17 protein-coding genes are annotated in these 20,505 nt (G+C 52.5%); 9 read left to right on the forward strand and 8 right to left on the reverse strand.

Going from position 1 to position 20,505, the window contains the following annotated elements:
• Positions 1-10: 10 nt before the first annotated feature.
• From FD25_RS02730 to FD25_RS02745, 4 genes are all read right to left on the reverse strand, one after another.
• Positions 11-1,618, reverse strand: a complete 1,608-nt coding sequence (locus tag FD25_RS02730; protein WP_057801055.1) for a peptide ABC transporter substrate-binding protein — start codon at positions 1,616-1,618, stop codon at positions 11-13.
• Between the two features lie 538 nt (positions 1,619-2,156).
• Entirely contained in the window at positions 2,157-3,338 is a 1,182-nt protein-coding gene (locus FD25_RS02735) for a metal-dependent hydrolase family protein (protein WP_057801056.1), read from the reverse strand.
• Positions 3,339-3,419: 81 nt separating this feature from the next.
• Positions 3,420-5,021, reverse strand: coding sequence for a peptide ABC transporter substrate-binding protein (locus FD25_RS02740; protein WP_057801057.1), 1,602 nt, complete (start codon positions 5,019-5,021; stop codon positions 3,420-3,422).
• Positions 5,022-5,531: 510 nt separating this feature from the next.
• A complete protein-coding gene (locus FD25_RS02745; protein ID WP_057801059.1) occupies positions 5,532-6,176 on the reverse strand; it encodes a nitroreductase in 645 nt (214 codons plus the stop codon).
• Between the two features lie 104 nt (positions 6,177-6,280).
• On the opposite strand from FD25_RS02745, the gene FD25_RS02750 reads away from it, so the two are divergent.
• Together FD25_RS02750 and FD25_RS02755 are read left to right on the forward strand one after the other, a co-directional pair.
• Positions 6,281-6,670, forward strand: a complete 390-nt coding sequence (locus FD25_RS02750; protein WP_057801061.1) for a winged helix-turn-helix transcriptional regulator — start codon at positions 6,281-6,283, stop codon at positions 6,668-6,670.
• Complete coding sequence (locus tag FD25_RS02755; RefSeq protein WP_057801063.1) at positions 6,660-7,118, forward strand: GNAT family N-acetyltransferase; 459 nt, start codon at positions 6,660-6,662, stop codon at positions 7,116-7,118. The genes FD25_RS02750 and FD25_RS02755 overlap by 11 nt, the downstream gene beginning before the upstream one ends.
• Before the next feature lie 70 nt (positions 7,119-7,188).
• Here the strand turns inward: FD25_RS02755 and FD25_RS02760 are convergent, their stop codons facing one another.
• Positions 7,189-7,950, reverse strand: a complete 762-nt coding sequence (locus FD25_RS02760; protein WP_057801065.1) for a MerR family transcriptional regulator — start codon at positions 7,948-7,950, stop codon at positions 7,189-7,191.
• Between the two features lie 251 nt (positions 7,951-8,201).
• Between FD25_RS02760 and FD25_RS02765 the strand changes: the two genes are divergently transcribed.
• Together FD25_RS02765 and rplI are read left to right on the forward strand one after the other, a co-directional pair.
• Entirely contained in the window at positions 8,202-10,217 is a 2,016-nt protein-coding gene (locus FD25_RS02765; protein ID WP_083484059.1) for a DHH family phosphoesterase, read from the forward strand.
• Positions 10,218-10,280: 63 nt separating this feature from the next.
• The gene (gene rplI / locus FD25_RS02770) at positions 10,281-10,739 is read left to right on the forward strand and encodes a 50S ribosomal protein L9 (protein ID WP_057801067.1); all 459 of its coding nucleotides are present in this window, start codon (positions 10,281-10,283) and stop codon (positions 10,737-10,739) included.
• 63 nt (positions 10,740-10,802) lie between these two features.
• On the opposite strand, the gene FD25_RS02775 is transcribed toward rplI, so the two are convergent.
• On the reverse strand, positions 10,803-12,278 hold the full coding sequence (locus FD25_RS02775) for an MDR family MFS transporter (protein WP_057801069.1): 1,476 nt from the start codon (positions 12,276-12,278) through the stop codon (positions 10,803-10,805).
• Positions 12,279-12,395: 117 nt separating this feature from the next.
• On the opposite strand from FD25_RS02775, the gene FD25_RS02780 reads away from it, so the two are divergent.
• The 3 genes from FD25_RS02780 to FD25_RS02790 all read left to right on the forward strand — a co-directional run bounded on the left by FD25_RS02780 (position 12,396) and on the right by FD25_RS02790 (position 17,245).
• A complete protein-coding gene (locus FD25_RS02780; RefSeq protein ID WP_057801071.1) occupies positions 12,396-13,004 on the forward strand; it encodes a TetR/AcrR family transcriptional regulator in 609 nt (202 codons plus the stop codon).
• 379 nt (positions 13,005-13,383) lie between these two features.
• Positions 13,384-14,778 carry a replicative DNA helicase gene (gene dnaB / locus FD25_RS02785; protein ID WP_057801073.1) on the forward strand — a complete coding sequence of 465 codons (1,395 nt, stop codon included), beginning with the start codon at positions 13,384-13,386 and terminating at the stop codon, positions 14,776-14,778.
• 697 nt (positions 14,779-15,475) lie between these two features.
• Entirely contained in the window at positions 15,476-17,245 is a 1,770-nt protein-coding gene (locus FD25_RS02790) for an ABC transporter ATP-binding protein (RefSeq protein ID WP_057801075.1), read from the forward strand.
• A gap of 47 nt (positions 17,246-17,292) precedes the next feature.
• Here the strand turns inward: FD25_RS02790 and FD25_RS02795 are convergent, their stop codons facing one another.
• Entirely contained in the window at positions 17,293-17,805 is a 513-nt protein-coding gene (locus FD25_RS02795) for a methylated-DNA--[protein]-cysteine S-methyltransferase (protein ID WP_057801077.1), read from the reverse strand.
• Positions 17,806-17,819: 14 nt separating this feature from the next.
• Entirely contained in the window at positions 17,820-18,356 is a 537-nt protein-coding gene (locus FD25_RS02800) for a flavodoxin family protein (RefSeq protein WP_057801080.1), read from the reverse strand.
• 235 nt (positions 18,357-18,591) lie between these two features.
• Between FD25_RS02800 and FD25_RS02805 the strand changes: the two genes are divergently transcribed.
• Positions 18,592-19,767, forward strand: coding sequence for an MDR family MFS transporter (locus FD25_RS02805; protein WP_057801082.1), 1,176 nt, complete (start codon positions 18,592-18,594; stop codon positions 19,765-19,767).
• A gap of 65 nt (positions 19,768-19,832) precedes the next feature.
• Positions 19,833-20,108 (forward strand): hypothetical protein, encoded by a 276-nt coding sequence (locus FD25_RS02810; RefSeq protein WP_057801084.1) that lies wholly within the window; start codon positions 19,833-19,835, stop codon positions 20,106-20,108.
• Positions 20,109-20,505: the final 397 nt, after the last annotated feature.

Consider the following 20,505-nt stretch of genomic DNA (forward strand, 5'->3'; position numbering starts at 1 on the left):
TTCCTCCTATTTATTTCCAGTAAGCATATTGGTATTGGGCTTCGTTTAAAAGTGAGTAGGATAAGCCACCCACGTTCTTATTGATGAGCTTGGCCTCGGCCGGTTGGTAGAGGGGCAGGTAACCCTTAACGCTCATCAGATATTTATCGGCGGTCATCAGACCGTTGTAGCGGGCCAGACCACTCTGGGCGTTAGCCTTTTGCAAGAGTTGATTAAAGGTCGGGTCGTTCCAGTTGGTAAAGTTGACCGTGTTGCCTTTGGCGGCTAATTCGAGGTAGTCGTCGGCGTCTAACCAATTGGTGGACCAACCGGTGAGGTTTAATTCGAAAGTCCCGGCAAAGTCGCGGGCCACGTGTTGGGCGTGGGGAATGGCCGTGGTCGTGACGGTCAGGCCGGTCAAGTTCTTCTCCAAAACGGATTGGAGGTAGGTACCCACCTTCTTATCGTCATCCGTATCGTCGGTCAACAGATTTAAGGTGACCTTGGTTTTACCGGTCTCTTTTAAGTATTTCTGCCAGTAAGCTTTGGCTTTGGTGAGGTCTTGGGGGAGTTGATTTCCCACTTCACTCGCCATGTCTTGTCCCGTCTGAGGGTTCGCCTGGTCGCCACGAGGGACGGCGCTCAGGGCAGGCTTGGACCCGTCGTTTAAGACCTGACCAGTCAGTTGTTGCCGGTCGACCGCGTAAGAAACGGCCTGACGTAGATTTTCGGAGTTCGTGGCGGTCTTCTTACTGTTCACGTAGAGGTACTGTAGACGACCTTGCAGGTGGGTATGTAACTGACTATCGTTACTGTTGGCCCGAACGTACTGGCCACTGACCGTGGTTTCTTGCACCTTATTGGCCTTGAACAGATTTTCGGCGGTGGTTTCGTCCTTGGTGACCGCGACCTTGACCCGGTCGATCTTTACGTTTTTAGCGTTCCAATAGTGCGTGTTTTTGACGTAGTGCCAGGTCGAATTGCTCCCCGTCCAGCCAACGAGTTTGTACGGGCCGTTACTCAGGGTCTTGGACGCCATGGTTCCGTATTGGGCGCCGTATTTCTTCACGGTAGCGGTATTGAGGGGGTAATACTTGCTGGCGACCAGATCGTTGAAGTAGGGGACGGCCTTGGTTAATTGAATCCGTAACGTCGTTTGATTCAAGGCCTTAACCCCCAATTTAGTGGGCGCCAGCGTACCCTTTTGAACGGCCGCGTAATTTTTAAAGGCCGATAAGACGCTGGCATATTGCGCCTTGGTCTTGGGATTCGCCATGCGTTGCAAGGAAGTGACGAAGTCTTGGGCGGTGACGGCCTGTCCGTTGGCCCACTTCGCGTTTTTCTTGAGGATGAAGGTGTAGGTTTTACCCTGGTTGGTGGGTTTAACTACCTTGGTAGCGACACCGGGCACAATCTTATTAGACCGGTTATAGGTGTAAAGCCCCTCCATGGTCTGATAAATCAGACTGGCACTGTTGGTGTCGGTATCCTTGTTGGGGTCGGCCGTCGCCGGTTCGTCGGCGAGCGTGACGTTGAGCGTTTTATTCTGTGATTTTGTCTGGCCGGATGCCTGACCGCAGCCACTTAACGCGACTAGGGCCAGTAAAGCGGTCGTGGTTAACCAAGTTTTATGAGTCATAGAAAAGCCTCCTAGCACAATTGATCTAAGGTTTGAGAACAAAAAAAGCACCCTCATGGAAAAAACAACTTCCATAAGGGTGCAGTTCGCACGGTACCACCTTAATTTTCGCGACAAAAACGTCGCCTTTAGCATGAACGGCAAGGGGCCTAGACGCCGACGCTAAACTAGGCTTTTAGCGCTAGCGACCCTCGCGATTCACTGCACGGATAACGGGATGCTTCCCGGTTGAACACTTACTTGAATTCGGTGGACGGCTCCGAAGGGATGTTCGTGTTGGGGTAACTGACCCGCTTGCACTAGACCGGGTTCGCTAACAGTCGTGACCAACACTACTGGACTTCATCATCACTTTTTAATGTTCTAATCAATTGTTAATAATTGCTAGTTTAGCACCGATTTTTGGATTGTCAACGCAAATTTGAAAACTGTTGTCGGTGTGTTAGTCGGTAAACTTGCTAAGTGGTTCGACCAAAAAGCGCGCCAGCGACCGTTTTTTGAGGGGAAGGGGGTCGCTAGCGCGCAGGCGGAAATTTAATTAAAATTCACGGTGACCGCCAAGGTAAACTTGCTTATCTGCTTGGACGACGGCGTGAACATCGGCGACGGGATCGGCTTTTAGAACTTGAAAGTCGGCGAACTTGCCCACTTCAAGGGTGCCGTAATCGTCGGCAACGCCTAAGAGGTTAGCGGAATTGATGCTGGAACACTGGTAGGCCTGGGCGGGGGTCATGCCGATTTTGGTGAGCATTTCGAATTCATGAGGGGTCTGATCAAAGCCGTTGAACGGCGTGCCAGCATCCGTACCACAGGTAAACTTAACGCCAATCTGGAAGGCACGAGAGAGATTGACATAAGTGTCGTCAAGGGCATCCTCAGCCTTTTTAATCTCCCAAGCCGGGAGTACCCCGATACCGTCCTTAGCAGCCGCCCATTCAGCGATTAACGTTGGCGTGAGGTAAGTTCCCTGGGCCACCATCTGATGAGCTTCTTGTTCGTTGACGTAAAAGCCGTGTTCGATTGAGTCGACGCCGGCGTCGATGGCGTTTTGAATGCCAGGATTACCTTCGGCGTGAGCCGCAACGATGCGCCGCTTGTGGTGAGATTCCTCCACGGCCACGTGCATTTCAGCCACGGAAAGTTGCGGGTCCTCCATAAAGTCGTTGGGAGTCATCACGCCCCCAGTTGCCATGACCTTGATGCTTTCGGCACCATTTTTAAATGCCGTTCGAACGGCTTTGCGCATCTCGCCGGGGGAATCGACCGCGTGACCACCGTGGGATGAATCGCCATGACCGCCCGTCATAGAGAAGGCTTTTCCGGAAGTCATCATGTGTGGGGTGTGTGGCAACTTACCGTCTTGTTGCATTCGTTTGAGGGCGATATCCACGTCGTATTCAGTACCACATTGGCGAATGTAGGTAACGCCGGACTGGAGTAATTGATGCATGTTCTGCGTAGCGAAAACCGCTGATTCGGCTTCGGTGTGGCCATACGAGCCATCAGGGGTGTCAGGGCCCGCCGTGATGTGGGTATGGACGTTGAAGAAACCGGGCATCACGTATTGTCCGTGAAAGTCGACTTGTTGGTCAGCACTGGTGGGGGTTCCAGTTCCCCGAGCAGTGATGCGGCCAGTGTGGTCGTCAACCGTGAACCAAGCATTTTCCGTATTGTGTTCAGTGGCACCGTCAAAGAAATTGCAGTTGTAAAAAGTCGTCATGAGACATTCCTCCAGTTTTTTTAGTTAAGGGGTGAGTTGTGTGGAACGGATTGGTCACTTCCTCAAATGGTTTTAGACGTATTATTTCCAATAGGCGTATTGATAGTGCGCTTCGTTCAACAATGAGTAAGTCAGACCACCAACCTTGTCACTGACCAATTTAGCTTCAGAAGGTTGATAGACGGGAACGTATCCCTTTATACTCATCAGGTACTTATTAGCAGCAATCAAGCCGTTGTAGCGTGCGATACCGGTTTGAGCATTGGTACTTTGCAGAAGCTGATTGTACTGGGTATCGTTCCAATTGGTGAAGTTGACGGAATTGCCCTTCGCGGCCAGTTCCAGGTAGTCGTCGGCGTCTAGCCAATTGGTGGACCAGCCAATCAAGTTGATATCGAACTTCTCGGCAAAGTCGCGGGCTACGTGTTGGGCGTGTGGTAGAGCAGTGATGTTAACGGTCAACCCTTTGAAATTCTTTTCCATGACGGATTGGATGTAGGTACCCACGTGCTTATCGTCGTCGCTATCGTCGGTCAAGATGTTCAAAGTGACTTTGGACTTGCCGGTTTCCTTCAAATACTTTTGCCAGTAAGCTTTGGCTTTGGTCACGTCATGAGGTAACAGGTTACCCACTTCTTTAGCCATATCTTCGCCAGTTTGGGGATTGGCTTGATCACCGTAAGGAACGGCGCTGGTGGCTGCTTTGGATCCGTCGCCCAGGACGTGGTTGACCAATTGGTTGCGGTCGATCACGTAAGAGACGGCTTGACGCAGGTTTTCGGAGCTAGTCTTTGCTTGTTTACTGTTGAAGACCAGGAGGTTCATGCGTCCCAGCAAATGAGTTTTCAGTTGTTTTTCGTTGCCATTGGACCGAACGTATTGGCCACTAACGGTCGTTTCTTGAATTTTACCGGATTTAAACAAGTTGGCCGCTGTCGTCTCATCTTTGGTAACAGAAACCTTTACATTGTTGATTTTGACGTTTGGGGCGTTCCAGTAATGGGTATTTTTAACGTAGCGCCAGCTAGAGTTACTTCCAGTCCAACCAACTAGTTTATAGGGACCGTCACTCATGGCCTTAACGGCGCTGGTTCCGTATTGGGCACCGTACTTCTTTACGGTTGCGGTGTTCAGCGGGTAATAGTCACTGGCCACCAAACTATTGAAGTACGGGACAGCTTTGGTCAGCTGAATTTGGAGCTTAGTCTTACTTAGGGCTTTGATGCCTAATTTTGAAGGGGCCATCTTGCCGTGCTGAACGGCATCGTAATTTTTGAAGGCCGAGAGAAGACTGGCGTATTGGGCCTTAGTTTTAGGATTAGCCATTCGTTGTAGAGAAGTGACGAAATCTTGTGCCGTGACCTGTTGACCATTAGCCCATTTGGCGTTTTTCTTAAGCGTAAACGTGTAAGTCTTTCCGTGATTAGTCGGTTTAACGATCTTGGTCGCGACGCCGGGAACAATCTTGTTAGATCTGCTATAGGTGTAGAGACCTTCCATTGTCTGGGAAATGACACTACCGCTATTGGTATCGGTGGATTTGTTCGGGTCGGCCGTCGCCGGTTCATCAGCTAAGGTGACGTTCAACGTTTTATTTTGAGTCTGGCCGTTGGCTTGGCCGCAGGCGCTTAGGGTGACCGCCAGCAGTAGGGCGGCGGGAATCATAAATAGTGAACGATGCATGGGCAAAGACCTCCTAGGGATGTCAATCGATGCGGTGGTGAACGACAAAAAGCGCCCTCACGGAAAATGTTTCTCCGTAAGGGCGCAAGTCTTTGCACGGTACCACCTTAGTTGGTTCTCAACATGAACGGCGGCTCCTAGAGGCAATTTCTCACAGGCTAGGTCCTGTGGGGGCCACACCGCGATTCAAGTGCAAGGATAACGGTTGCGGCCGGTCGGGCTTACTAGCATTCAGCTGACAGTTCGGAAGGGAGTTCACGTGAGGCTGGGGTTCCCGCTTACACTAAACCGGGATCGCTTGACGCCCAAGGTCACGTTACTAGTCTTCTTCATCACTTTTTAATTTTCTCATCGATTGTTAATGATTGCTAGTTTAGCGAGACAACCGAAAAATGTCAACCGCTTTTGAAAAATTACTCACCAACTGAATGGATAATCCCGGGTGGCTGTAAGTAAGCTGTGTTAAAAAAATTCCGTCATAATCTGAGGATTACGACGGAATTTAAGGCGTTATTGACGGACCTGTAAGATATCATCGAGCGGGGTGCGCTTGGTTCGTAATTGGTTCAGTCGGTTGTCTTTAGGGTAACCTAGCGCGATACCCATGAAGATGGCTTCGTCTGCGGGGATGTCGAATTCCTGGCGAATCTCGGCGGGATACCGGACCAGTTCGTAGGCCGGCACGCCACTAACCCCGTGTTCCTCGGCGGCGAGTAAGATTCCGTACCCGAAGGCGCCCAGATCGTAAGCCGAGTAGGCAGAAGCGTCTTTGGGCATAGTGAGGTAGACGATGGCCGGGGCATTGAAGAGCATCTGCTGAACTTGGGCGAAGCGGGGCTTTTCGTCATCGGTGAAGAAGGCCAACATGTTCTGACGCCAGGCATCCATATTGGCCTGTGGCATTGACGCCCAGACTTTTGGCGGCATGACTTCGGTCCAACCTTTGGTGCCGTTACCGGTCAACTCGCGGTGGCTCCGGTGAATCCGATCAACCGTGTCCCCCAGCGCCAAATAGGCTTTCCAGGGTTGGGTATTTTCCCAAGAAGGCGCGTTTTGGGCGGTGTAGAGAATGGCCTTTAACGTTTCTAAGTCCACGGGGCGGTCGCTAAAGTCCCGAGCAGAATGCCGGTTGGTCAAAATACTTTGATCACTCATAAGATAACTTCCTTTCAAATTGGAACAATCGTTGTATCATCATTCTATAGCCATGAACCAAGAAAACAAGTACGCAGTTTTTTCTGCCTTAGGAGGAATGTCTCATGCCAATATCGACCCAACCGACCGACTGTGCGTTACCCACGGAACCGCGAGATTATTATCATGAAGATTGTCCGGTTTTGTATGCGCTGGGTAAGGTTGACCAGAAATGGAAGTTACCCATTTTGTGGCAAATTGCTGGCCACCACGGGCTCCGCTATAACGAACTTAAACGGCAGGTGCGGGGCGTAACCAACACCATGCTGACCAAAAGTTTACGCGAGCTAGAAAGCGACGGCCTGGTTAGTCGTCACGCCACCTCAACGGTCCCTCCCGAAGTGGCGTACCGTTTGACGCTAAAAGGCAAGCAATTGTTAGTGACCCTACAGGACTTGCATCAGTGGGGCGTGACACAACTCAAGCAGGAACGGAGACAGCAACATGCAAATTAACGTGGCCCCCGTGCTAACCGCAGCGGAACTGGAGACGGTGACGGCGATTTGGTTGGCCGGTAATCTCGAGGCGCACCCCTTCGTGGACCCGGCCTACTGGCGAGCGCATCAAGCCGAAGTTCGAATCCAGCTGGGGGAAACGCCGTTGATCACGGCCAGTGAAGCGGGAAAGGTGATCGGCTTTTTAGGCTTACAGAACGATTATATTGCCGGTTTATTTGTGACGGCGGCTTGGCAACACCGGGGCGTGGGCCGACAGTTGGTCGCCACGGCGCAAGCACAACACCAACGGTTGACGTTAGCCGTTTATCAGAAAAACACGCGGGCGGTGAGCTTTTATTGCAACCTGGGGTTTACTGAGAGTCAACGGACAATCGAACCGGAGACGGGTCTGGTCGATTTAACGATGCAGTGGTCGCACGAAACCCGCCCATCGGTCCAAATCTAGGACTTATGGGCGGGTTTAAACCGATCTTTGGACGACATTAAACCGATCTTTGGACGACATTAATCCGGCCTTAGGCGGTAAAGTGCTCGATGATGGCGGCGAGGGTTACCCCGGCGTTAGGCTGACCGGTTTTTCGATCGTAGTAGGCTTGAAACCGGGGATCGGTGCGGTAGAGTTGGGCCAATCCGCGATGTTGGGCGGCCGTGTAATTGTTCCACGTGAAACATAACCAGTCTTTGTGCGCCGTAAAAATGTGCTTGGCGGTCGCCCCGGTAAGGTCTTGCGTTTGGGCGACCTGGGTTAAATCGACCAGTAGTTGGGCTTCGATGGCCTGCATCGCCTGGTAATCGGCCGCACTGAGGGCTGCAAACCGTTGTTGACTGGCGGTGACGGCGGCTTGGCCGTAACGTTGACGGGTTTCGGCGCCGTACTGTTGGTCGTTAGCCGTTAGGGCTTGGTGTTTAAACGCGGTAAATTTTTCTGAATCGGTCAATTGAGGGCCTCCTTGGTGGGCCGCTAACGTGCGGTCCAGTTGTTGGAGCAATTCGGTGAGGCGGACTTGTTCGGCCCGTAAGGTTTCTCGTTGCTGACGAAGCGCCGCATCTTGGTCCGCTAAGGGCTGGGTCAATAGCTTTTGGATGGCGGTTAGCGTAAAGCCAAAGGTTTGCCAGTAGCGAATCCGCTGTAATCGATCGACCTGGGCCGCCGAATACTCGCGGTAGCCGTTGTGGGGATTCCGTTGTGCCGGCAGTAAACCGATTTGGTCGTAATAGCGTAGGGTCCGTGGGCTGAGTCCGGCCAACTTAGCCAGCGCTTGAATTGAATAGGGCATGAGAGCCACCTCCTGAATTGCTTAGGTCCCAGTATAGGGGTTGCCGCGGCGTTAAGGTCAAGGTCCTAGCGCCTAAAGTTAAAATCCAGTGCAACCGCGTCAGACCGGGATTTGTGCGAGAATCAAATTTTGTGAACGGCGGGGGTTGTGATAAAATGAAAGTATTCTTTAGTGCGGTCAGGCTCACCATTGGTTAACCGGGTGATACCGCCGCGGATAGACTTTTTGTACGAATCAGATGAGGAGTAAGTATGCACAAACTATTTTCGCGAGCTAACGTCCCCGAGTTCTTACAGAACCGGCGGCTCCGGGGGATCGCAATCATGACGGCTGGCTTAGCCATTCTTGGGATAGTCCTGTCGTTCCTACTTAATTGGATCTTCGGTATCGTTATTTTAGTCTTAGTCGGCATTGGCATGCTCATTGTGTTTAACACCATGGCAGAAATCGGTGCCGACACCGCTCAATATATCTCTGATCTCTCCTACCGGATTCAACAGGGGGAGCAGGAGTCGTTGATTCGCATGCCGCCGGGTGTGATGATCCTGGGCACTAGCAACCAAGTCGAATGGCTCAACCCGTATTTGCAACGGTACTTTGACGATCAAAACGTCTTGGGACGGTCGTTGAACACGGTCGATGCCGAGTTGGCAAAGTTGGTGGCAACCACCAAGCCGGAAACGTTAACCACGGTCAAGTGGCGCGATTACCGGTTCTCGATGTACGTGCAGCCCGACTTTCACGCCGTGTACCTCTACGACATCACGCATTATCAGTTGATTCAGGAGCAGTACGACGACGAAAAGATCGCCATTGGGCAGATTTTCTTGGATAATTACGATGAAATCACCCAATCCATGACCGACCAAGACATTTCGAACCTCCGTAATTATGTGACCAACGAATTATCTTCGTGGGTCCAACAGTTCGACATGTACTTGAAGCAACTCGACGACGATCACTACTTCATTTTAGCCTATGCCAAGTCGTTGGCGGCGATTGAAGCCGATAAGTTCAAGATTTTGGACACGATTCGGGAGAGTACGTCGAAACAAAACTTCCCGTTGACGTTGAGTATCGGGATTGCCTACGGGGACCCGAACTTAAACAAACTGGCCGATCAAGCCCAAAGCAACTTGGACTTGGCGCTCGGTCGGGGGGGCGACCAGGTCGTGGTCAAGGCCGCCGATCAGGAAGCCCGCTACTACGGCGGGAAGACCAACCCGATGGAGAAACGGACGCGGGTTCGGGCCCGGATGATTTCCCAAGCCCTGCAAGAACTGATGAACGAGTCCGACCAGATCTTCGTGCAGGGGCACACCCAACCGGACATGGATTCGCTGGGGGCCTGCTTGGGGATTCGGCGGATTGCCAAGATGAACAACAAGACCTGTTGGATTGTTTTGGACAAGGAAATGGTGCACTCCGACGTGCAACGGTTGTTGGATAACCTGCAAGACTATCCCGACATCGCGGCGGCCATCATCTCGCCGGAAACGGCGATGGAAAAGGCCACCGACCAAAGCATGTTGATCATGGTCGACCATTCCAAACCGTCGATCACGATTGCGCCGGAGCTGTATCACCGGATGGAAAACCGTGTGATGATCCTCGACCATCACCGCCGGGGCGAGGAATTCCCCGAGAACCCGTTACTGGTCTACATTGAACCGTACGCCAGCTCGACCTGTGAACTGATTACCGAAATGTTCGAGTACCAGTCCCAGGAAGGCGAACCCATCAACAAGGTGGAAGCGACGGCGATGCTCACCGGGATTTTCGTCGATACCAAGCACTTCTCGTTACGGACCGGGACGCGGACCTTCGATGCCGCCAGTTACCTGCGTTCTGCGGGGGCCGACGCCATCGAGATGCAACAGTATATGAAGGAAAACGTCGATAGTTACCTCCAACGCAACCACCTGATCGAGTTGGTCGAGTTCGTCAACGAGGACATGGCTCTGGTGGCTGGCGAAGAGGATCAAACTTATGATCCGGTGACCGCGGCGCAGGCCGCCGATGACCTGTTGAACATGTCGGGCGTTGACGCGTCGTTTGTCATTACCCGCCGTGATGACGGCCGGGTCGGGATTTCCGCCCGATCGTTGGGGCAGATCAACGTGCAACTGACCATGGAAGCCATGGGCGGTGGGGGTCACCTGTCTAATGCGGCGACCCAGATTGCCGATAAATCCGTGGCCGAGGTCAAGCAACAATTACTAGATATTCTGAACCATGCCGACGATCCGGAAACCGCTGATCAGTAGTTAATTGCGTTAACCGGGGATTCGGCGTAGGATAAAATTATGAACTATTGAGGAGTGACCGACGTGAAAGTGATTTTTACCAAGGACGTCCGCGGCAAGGGTAAACGCGGTGAAATTAAGAACGTACCTGACGGGTACGCCCAAAACTTTTTGATCAAGCGGGGGATGGCTAAGGAAGCCAACCAATCTGCGATGAGTCAACTCAACGCCGAACGGAAGGCCGAAGAACGGCGCGAAGCCGAGGATTTAGCCGAGGCCAATAAGCTCAAGACCCACCTGGAAAACGATAAAACGGTGGTCGAAATCCTCGCCAAGGCCGGCGATGACGGTCGGTTGTTCGGGTCCATTCCCAGCAAGCAAATCGTCCAAGCCTTAGACAAGCAATTCAACTTAAAGCTGGATAAGCACAAGGTTGACTTACCCGAACCCATTCGCTCGTTAGGCTACACCAACGTGCCGGTTAAATTGCACGCCGACGTGACCGCTAAGATTCGGGTTCACGTGGCCCAAAAGCAAAAATAATAATCGCTGACAAGTTAAAAGAACGCTCCGGCAATCGCCGGGGCGTTCTTTGTTTTTAGCGGCTTAAGCCGCGTGGTGTTTGTGGGTCAGTAACAGGGTGGGTAAACAGATCGCCAGGGCAGCTAAGGTTACCAGTAGAAAACCGTTCTGAAAGGCGGCCGTGCGAATGGCCGTCAGGTGTGCGGTGGTGAAGGCACTCAGGTGCGCCGGACTAACGTGAAAGGCTCCGGCCTTTAATTGACGGTTAAAGGTGGCGACCTGGGCGTTGGAGTAGGCCATGACCACCGTGGTCACGAGGGCGGACCCGAAGGCACTCCCCACGTTTTGAATGATCCGAGAACCAATCGTGGCGGCGGCAATCTGGTTGGTCTGCATGCCGGTAAACGCGTCGGCCATTAGCGGCATCAGGATCCCCCCGGCGCCGATGCCCCGCACAAATAAGACGATGGCAATCGCCCAATAAGGGGTGTGTTGATCGAACCAGTAGAAGGGTAAGGTGCCGATAAAGGCAATGAGGGCGCTGGTTAACACCACGTAGCGCGCCCCCAGGCTGTCGGTTAACCGGCCCGTGAGACCCCGCGAGACCAGCATGCCGAGCCCTTGCGGTAAGAGCGCCAAGGCCGCGACGATGACGCTAGCGTGCTGCACGTTTTGAAAGTACAGTGGGAGTAGTAACATGGCGCCGTTTAGGACCGTGCCGGCCATGAATAGGCCGAGCCCCGCGCCGTTAAAGGACCGAAATTTGAATAGGGTCAGCGGTAAAACGGCGCGTTCCCGGCGCCAGGCCGCCCACCCCAGGTAAGCTAACAGGGCGACTAAACCGACCGTCCCGTAAGTCAGGGTGGTGGCGTTGGTGAAATTAGCGCGGTGCGCGGCGGCCACCAATCCGTAAATGAGGCTACTCGACGCGACGATCAGTAGGGTAATTCCGCCAAAGTCTAGTTTGGCAGTACGGTCTTGGGCGGGATAGTGGGGCATCTGCCAGAGAATCAGGACGATGGAGATCAGCACGACGGGGACGTTGACCCAGAAGATCCAGCGCCAGGAGAGAAATTTAATGATGACCCCGCCGATGATGGGGCCAAAGAGTGGTCCTAAAATCATGGGTAATCCCACGGTGGCCATCATCTGGCCCATGACGGCTGGGCCGGCGGTTTGCACCAGTAGGGTGGTCAACAGGGGCATAATCATCCCCCCGGCGAAGCCTTGGACCAACCGGGCAGCGATCAGCGCCTGAATGTTGGGCGCCACGGCGGACAGCACGGAGCCAATGCCGAATAGAAGCTCACCGGCCAGGAAAACGTTGCGACCGTCAAATTTATTCAAAAACCAACTGGAAAAGGGAACGGCCACCCCGGTCGCCAACAGGTAACAGGTAATGGTCCACTGCACGGTAGTGACGGTGCTGTGGAGGCTGGTGACCAGGTTGTTGATGGCGATGTTCATCATGGTGGAATCTAAAAGCGGAGCCATCGCCCCGAAAACGATGACTAAGGCAACGATAATGGTGGAACGGGAAATTTTTGCTTGTTTTTGCATGGTCAGACCTCCAAATAAGAAACTTTAAGTATCTTAAAGACACAACTGGTATAATACACTGTAGAATCTAAAAGTCAATAAGAAACTGTTGGTTTCTTAAAAAGGAGGGACCACTCCATGACGCAGACGCGCCGGCGTGGAGCCGATTTAGAGCGGGCCGTTTATCAGGCGACCCGGGAAATTTTGAATACGGAAGGCCTCAGCCAATTAACGTTTGCGAAGGTGGCGGCCAAGGCCCAGACCAGTAAACCCGTGATTTATCGCCACTGGGAAACGCCATTTTCGTTGGCGCTACTAGCGATCCAGGACAAAATCAAAGCGGACAATCACGGTCAGCTGGACCAAGTCGTCCTTACCGGTGAGAGCTTGGCCGCCGACTTGTTGCTGGTGGCCCAACGGTTTACGGCCAGCATGGACGCCTTTGGCAAGACCTTCATGGGGTCGTGGTTCGAAGGCGTCAATCACGACGATAGTGCCCAGCTCAAGCAGATGCTGACCAGTGTGCGCCAGATTGATTTGAACGCCATTGACCGGGTCTTAAAACGGGCCGTGGCCCGGGGCGAACTGACGGGAACGGACTTGCCGGAAAGCCTGAAACTCTTGCCGTTTGATTGGTTACGGTACCGGATGCTGGCGGGGGAACCGGTTGGCCCGGCGGAATTGCAATTGTTAGTAGACGGTATTTTGGTGCCGGCCTATGTGCACACACGGGGTACCGCAGATTAAGGGTTTAGATCACAGTGAAGTGAGTATTAAAAAACGTCGCTGACTGTGCGGGCATGTGGTAAGATTGATTTCTGAAAGACAACTGCAGTTGTTAAATTAAGCGTAGTTTGTTTAGTAGAATCCTTGATATGCGGGGATTTGTTAAAAGTACGACGGTTTTAGATTGATTTCATAACAGCTATTATGTATAGTGTTGGTTTGCTAATTGGTAGTTGATTAAGTACTAGGTGAGACGTTGCCGTTAAATCACTGTTCAGCCTGGAGTTGTGCTCGCAGGCGACCAATTTTATGTAAAAGCTGTTAATCAGCACTAGAATGGCATCACGTTTTAGGAGAGGTATTCGTCAAGTTTTAGTTAAGGAGTTAGTGAGGAGTAAGCATGGACAATAGTGCACTAACAGACCACACACCACCACAGAACCTCGAAGCCGAAAAGGCCGTCTTAGGGGCAATCTTTTTGAGTACCGACGCGCTGGTGGATGCGTTGGAATACCTAAGCCCGGAAGACTTTTATCGCCGGGAACATCAAATTATTTTTCAAGCCATGATGGACTTAAACGACCGCGATGAAGCCATCGATGTCGTGACCATCACGGATTTATTGACCGCCAAGAACCAATTGGACGACGTGGGCGGTGTGACCTACATTGCCGAATTAGCTGGGTCCGTGCCAACCGCGGCCAACGCGACGTACTACGCCAAAATCGTGCAAAACAAGGCGGTCTTACGGCGGTTGATTCAGACCGCGACCAACATCGTCACCCAGGGGTACCAACAGGACGGTGACGTGACCGAAATTTTGGACAACGCCGAAAAAGACATCATGAACGTCGCCGAAATGCGGAGCCAATCCGGGTTTAAGCAGATTCGGGAAGTCCTGAGTCAGACCTTTGAGGACATCAACGAGTTGGCCGAAAAAGGGGACGCGATTACCGGGTTGTCCACCGGCTACGCCGAGCTGGATAAGATGACCACCGGACTACACGACGACGAATTAATGATTCTCGCCGCCCGGCCGGCCGTCGGGAAAACGGCCTTTGCGCTGAACATCGCGCAAAACGTGGGGACCCGGACCGATAAGACCGTCGCTATTTTTAGTCTGGAAATGAGTGCCGAATCGTTGGTCAACCGGATGTTGTGCGCGGAAGGCTCCATCGACGCCAACCATTTGCGGACCGGTCAATTGACCGAAGACGAGTGGAATAACCTAGTGATGGCCATGGGGAGTCTGTCCAAGGCTAGTATCTATATCGATGATACGGCCGGCAACAAGATTACCGAAATTCGGGCCAAGTGCCGGCGGTTAGCCAAGGAAAAACAAAACCTAGGACTCATCGTGATCGATTACCTGCAGCTGATTGAAGGGACCAACCACGAAAGTCGGCAACAAGAAGTGTCCGATATTTCGCGGCAACTCAAAAAATTAGCCAAGGAATTACACGTGCCCGTGATTGCGTTATCGCAGCTCTCCCGGGGCGTGGAACAGCGGCAAGATAAACGACCAGTATTGTCCGATATTCGAGAATCCGGGTCAATCGAACAGGATGCCGACATCGTGTCGTTTCTGTACCGGGACGATTATTACGAACGGGAAGGTGACGACGCCGATAATAACGATAGCGATCCACGTGAAGAGGGTAACGAAGACGTGGGGGAAGTCGAAGTCATTATCGAAAAGAACCGGTCGGGTCCGCGGGGCACGGTCAAATTGCTTTTCGTCAAGTCCTTCAATAAATTCTCATCCGTGGCCTACGTGCCAGACGGACAGGGATAAACCAAAGCAGGTGAGTCGGCGTTATGCCGGGGCTCATCTGTTTTTGTTTTGGCTCGTTGATTTGTCCGGATAAGTAAAAATTGACCAAAAATCTGAAATTTTATCAGCAAACTGGCAAAATTCATACGGATGTGCTAGAAAGTTCACACTTTCGTCATATTTACCAGCTAATATATACAACATAGAAGTTAACCAATTGGTTGCTTCTACCAAAGATTAACAATCTTTTTTCATGTACTCTTCCTCCCCTGGAATAATGAAAAAATAGTTAACGTCATTTTTATGACGTTACCCCTACTCCGATGACCATCGCTTTCCCCGAGCGATGGTTTTTCTTTTGCCTAAAAGAGTGCGTCCCGAGCGCTTAGCGAGTGAGCATTAACGTCATTCGGTCGATTAGCCCTGGGCTTGGGCTGATCGGCCGAATGGGGTTAAGCGGAACTCGCTGCTCGGGTAAGCACGTTTCGGCACCATCAAGGAAAAACTTTCAATCATTAAAAAACGCGGTAACCCCGTAACCATCCGGGTTACCGCGTTTTTTTAGCAAATTAGTTCGAATAATAGTTAGTTTTAGTTGTATTAATCTAACTAAAGAGTTAAGATAATGGCCATGAAGTTGAAGGGCGGTTATGATGTTAGACGATTCGACCGCGCTTTAATCGGCAGTTAAACTTTAACCAATAAGAGGGGATTCATGATGGAACGTCGCGTTACCGCGCCACGCACGGCGCCGACCCGGTCCGCCGGGAAATTTAACCTGAAAGCTTTTTTGAATTTAATTCGGCAAACAAAACCGAAGTACTGGCAGCTCTGGGTGGGCCTAGCCTTGGGTCTGGTGGCTACCGGGGCACAATTAGCCGCCCCGAAGTTCGCCCAGACGTTGATCAACGGCTTTAGCCACGGCATCAATCAGGGCCTGTTGGGGCTAATTATTGGCCTGTTCGTTCTGAGTGCCGTGATTAGCGCGTTTTCCGGGGCCCTATTAGGGATCTTCGGGGAAAACGTGGTGGCCAACCTGCGCAAGACCCTGTGGCAAAAGTTGGTTCGTTTACGGGTCAGCTATTTCGACAGCGTCAAGACCGGGGAGATGACTTCCCGGTTGGTCAACGATTCAACGCAGATCAAGGATTTACTGGCCAACTCGTTTCCCCAGATGGTTACGTCCTTGCTCCAACTCCTAGGAGCGCTGGTGATCATGGCGTTGATGGACTGGAAGATGACGGCCATCATGTTCATCGCCTTACCGTTACTGATGGCGATCATGTTGCCCATCATGCGGCTGAGCAGTAAGGTGGGGCGGCAACGGCAAGACGCCCTGGCCACCTTTAGCGGCAGCACTAACGACACGCTGAGCGAGATTCGTCTGGTCAAGTCATCCAACGCCGAAACCTACGAAACGCAAAATGGGTTCGCCCAAATCAAGCAGCTTTACCGGATCGGCCTGAAGGAGGCCGTGTACGATTCCATCGCCAGTCCGATCATGACGGCCGGCATGTTGGCGTTATTCGTCGGCGTGCTGGTCTACGCCGCGGCCCGGGTGGCCGATGGCTCGATGAGCATGGGGACTCTGGTGTCATTTCTGATGTACCTGTTCCAAATCGTCGGCCCCGCCGGCATGTTGGCGCGATTCTTCACCGACTTATCTAAGGCTAACGGGTCGACCGAACGGGTTCGCGACCTGTTGAACGAACCCGAAGAAGCCTTGACGGCCGGGACGACCCAACCGATCACCGACCACACGCTGAGTCTCCAACACGTGGACTTCGCCTACGAAGATGACGGCCAACCGGTGCTCCACGACGTGAATATTGAGGCTAAACCCAATACGGTCGTGGCCTTTGCCGGGCCTTCCGGGGGTGGGAAATCAACCATCTTTGGTTTGTTAGAACGGTACTATCAACCGACCGCCGGGAAAGTGATGTTGGATGACCAGGACGTTAACGACCTAAGTCTAACGGATTGGCGCTCCCAAATCGGGTACGTCAGTCAGGACTCCGCCATCATGGCCGGTACGATTCGGCATAACTTAACCTATGGCTTGGCGCAGGACTTTACTGACGACCAGCTCTGGCACGTCTTACAACTGGCCTACGCCGACCAATTCGTTCACGAGATGCCGGACGGGCTGGATACCCAGGTCGGCGAACGCGGCGTTAAGGTCAGCGGTGGGCAACGCCAACGGTTGGCGATTGCGCGGGCTTTCCTGCGCGACCCTAAGATCCTCATGCTGGATGAGGCCACGGCGAGCTTGGACTCCGAGTCCGAGGCCATGGTACAAAAGGCGTTGGGGCAGTTAATGCGCGGTCGAACCACTTTGATTATCGCGCACCGGTTGAGCACCATCGTGGACGCCGATAACATTTACTTTATCGAGCACGGCCAAGTCAGCGGTCACGGGACCCACCAAGAATTGATGGACCGGTTACCGTTGTACCGCGATTACGTCAAGATTCAGTTTAAGGAGTAATCTAAAAGGCGTCGCGAAGACTTTCTGGTCTCCGCGACGCCTTTTTATTAAAGGTGGTGCTGCGCTAAGGTTGCCGGATCGTGCCCTTCCAGGGTCAGTAACGCGATCTTACGGTCGAGCCCGCCGGCGTAACCGGTTAGGTCGCCGGCGCGACCCACAACACGGTGACAAGGAATCATAATCGACAGCGGGTTGTGACCCACGGCGCCGCCGACCGCGCGGACCGCGTTGGGTTGGCCCAGCTGATTGGCGATTTGCTGGTAGGTCACCGTTTGGCCGTAGGGAATCTGGGTCAACACTTGCAGGACCCGGGCCCGAAAGTCGGTGACTTCCGGTTGGAGTGGGAGATCGAACGGCGCGGGCGCTTGGCCGTCGAAGTAGGCACTCAACCAGTCAAGAGCCAGGTTGAGTGGCGCGGTGCTCCCGGTTGGGATGGCACTTAAGTCGTAGTCGGCCCCGAAGTGTTGCTGGTCGGCGAACCACAAGCCGTATAAGGCCTGGTCGTCTCCCAGTAACGTGAGGTTCCCGAGGGGGGAGGGGGTGGTGAGTTGATAACGCATGACGAGTCCTCCTTTTAGTCAGTCGTTAAAGTTAAAATCTGACGGAGCTTCTGGGCGTCGGCCGGCAGGGTCGATAATTTTTGAACGTCACCGGGCAGATCCGCCACGACCGTCGCGGTGCCCATGAAGGTCATTTTGAGCCAGTCACAAGAAAGTTTGAGGGATTGTTCGATGATTGGTTGCGCCTTGTGGACCGGATCGTCGGCGCCCACAATCAGGAGAAAAATCGCTTTGCCGGCAAACGAAACGCCGTGGGTGTGGCTGTCGAACCAGCGGTCGAGAAAGACCTTGAGCTGACCGCTCATGTTGTACCAGTAGACCGGGGTGCTTAACACCACCGTGTCGGCCGCCTGGAATTGGGTGATCAAGCGGTCGTAATCGTCGGTCGAATCGCCTTGCGGGTGCGTGGTTTCGCGGTAGTCGTGTTCAAAGTTTAGGTGGACGTCGGCCAGGTGAACGGTGTGGTGGGGCAACCCCACCAGGAGCCGTTCCCCAAAAGCCGCGGAATTACTGTTAGGTCGCGAGGACCCGTCAATTAAAAGGGTGGTCATCGGTAATTTTCCTCCTTACATAAATCCTAGTGTAGGAAAGTCTTCGACGAAAATCAATCAAAGCGTAGAGCGGAGGGGGTGGTCGAAAGGCGGGCTCCCGTGATAGAATGGGTCTTAATCTGAATCTCATTTAAATTTAATTTATGGTGAGCACTTTAATCCGCGGAAAATCAACGATTAGGGTGTTTTTACCAGTCCTGAGATTTCATCAACTACACCAAAGGGAGGCTATCAGATGCGTGAAATTCGGCTGCGCTGGTTACTGTTGGGGGAACTTTTCAGCAGTATCGGCATGAGTTTTATCTGGCCACTAACGACCATCTACCTACATAACCATCTGGGGATTTCCTTGACCCAGGTCGGCGTGATTCTTCTATTTTATTCCTTAGCCAACGTGATTGGCAGCGTCATCGGGGGCCGCCTGTTCGACCGGCTCAATCCGTTTTATCTGACCGTGGGCGGGGTCAGCGTGTCGCTGGCGACCATGCTGGTGCTGGTCTTCAGCCACGGCTGGCCCGCCTTTCCGATTGCGTTACTCTTTTTGGGGTTCGCTTCGGGCTGGACGCTGACCATGGTTAACTCGCTGGGCACCACGATTCATAGCCGGGACGGGCGCTATATTTTTAACATGTTGTACTTCGCTCAAAACTTCGGCATCGTCATTGGGACCGCCATGGTTGGGTTCGTCTACAGCATCAGTATTACGTTACTGTTTAGCATCGCGGCGAGTCTGTTCGTGGCCTTCATGGTGGTGGTCTTGAGTACCTACCACGTCCCGGCCGTGATGCACCGGCAGGTTCACGAAAAGGAAACGCAAACGGTGACCTTGCCCAAGGCCAATCGCTACATTATGGGAACCTTCTTCATCTCATTGGTGATTATCTGGATCATGTACGAACAATGGAATTCCAACCTGTCCGTTTACATGACCGGCATGGGCATCCTGATGCGCGACTACAGTCTGTTGTGGACGATTAACGCAACATTGATCGTAGTGTTCCAGGCGCTCCTGAACTGGTTATCTAACTTCTTCACCAACCTGTATCTGCAAGTGTATGCCGGAATCTTCTTCGTGGCGTTATCGTTTGTGACCCTAATTTTTGCCAAGGACTACCTGCACTTCGTGATCGCCATGGTGATCCTGACCATGGGTGAGGCGACGGCCTTCCCCGCTATTCCGGCGATTGTCAACAGTTTGACGCCGACCGTGGTTAAGGGGAAATACCAGGGCATGGCTAACGCTTGGGCGTCATTGGGCCGGGCACTGGGGCCCTTATTCGGGGGGCTAGTTATCGACTACGTGTCCTACACGGCGCTATTCATCGTGGCGGCGGTGGCCAATTTGTTAGTTCTGGGGCTCAACGTCTTAATCATTACGAGAAATCGGCACCGTGTCACGGTTTATAAATAAAATAGTATTAATTGGGTGTATAATAAATTAAGAGCAGCGGAATATTTGTTATTAGGGGAATGAACATGAAAAAAATTATCCGGGGAGCGAGCGGACTGTTACTGGGTCTGGTGGCGGGATTCTTTCTATGGGGGACCCACACCGCGCAGAATCAGTCGACCGTGACGGACTCGGTAGTCCAACCGACGTCCGGTCAAACGGCGGTCCAGTTGACCGATTCGAATGGCCATCACGGTCACGTTGAGATGAAGACGCAGACAACGACTAGTCAGGCGGGGAAGACGGTCAGTCGCGAAACCACAACTATGACGTATCAGCACAAGCAACCGTGCCATCATTAAATGAATATTACGGAAAATAAGTCGATTTATTTGGAATAAAATTGTTTTTATACAAAACGGCGACCCTACGGTTTCAAGGGGTCGTCGTTTTTTTACGCGAATATTCATAAAATATGCAGTAAAATGAATGTTTATAAAACGTTTGACAGCTAAAATGAATGGTGATACCTTATATATAAATTAAAAGTAAAGATTAAGTCGAGAAGAGTAACGGGGCGGAGCCGCCCAGCAAGTTCGGAGAGCTGACAGCCGAACCCGCGAACCCCCGCGAAGCGCATCCCGACATCGTCATGGTGAATGATCAGTAGCCGTGACCGAACCGTGGTCGTTACCCCACGCGCACTTTTGAGGAGTGCATTGAGTGAAAAAACAAGGTGGTACCGCGACGCATTCGCCC

Source organism: Levilactobacillus acidifarinae DSM 19394 = JCM 15949 (assembly GCF_001434835.1).
Lineage (GTDB): Bacteria > Bacillota > Bacilli > Lactobacillales > Lactobacillaceae > Levilactobacillus > Levilactobacillus acidifarinae.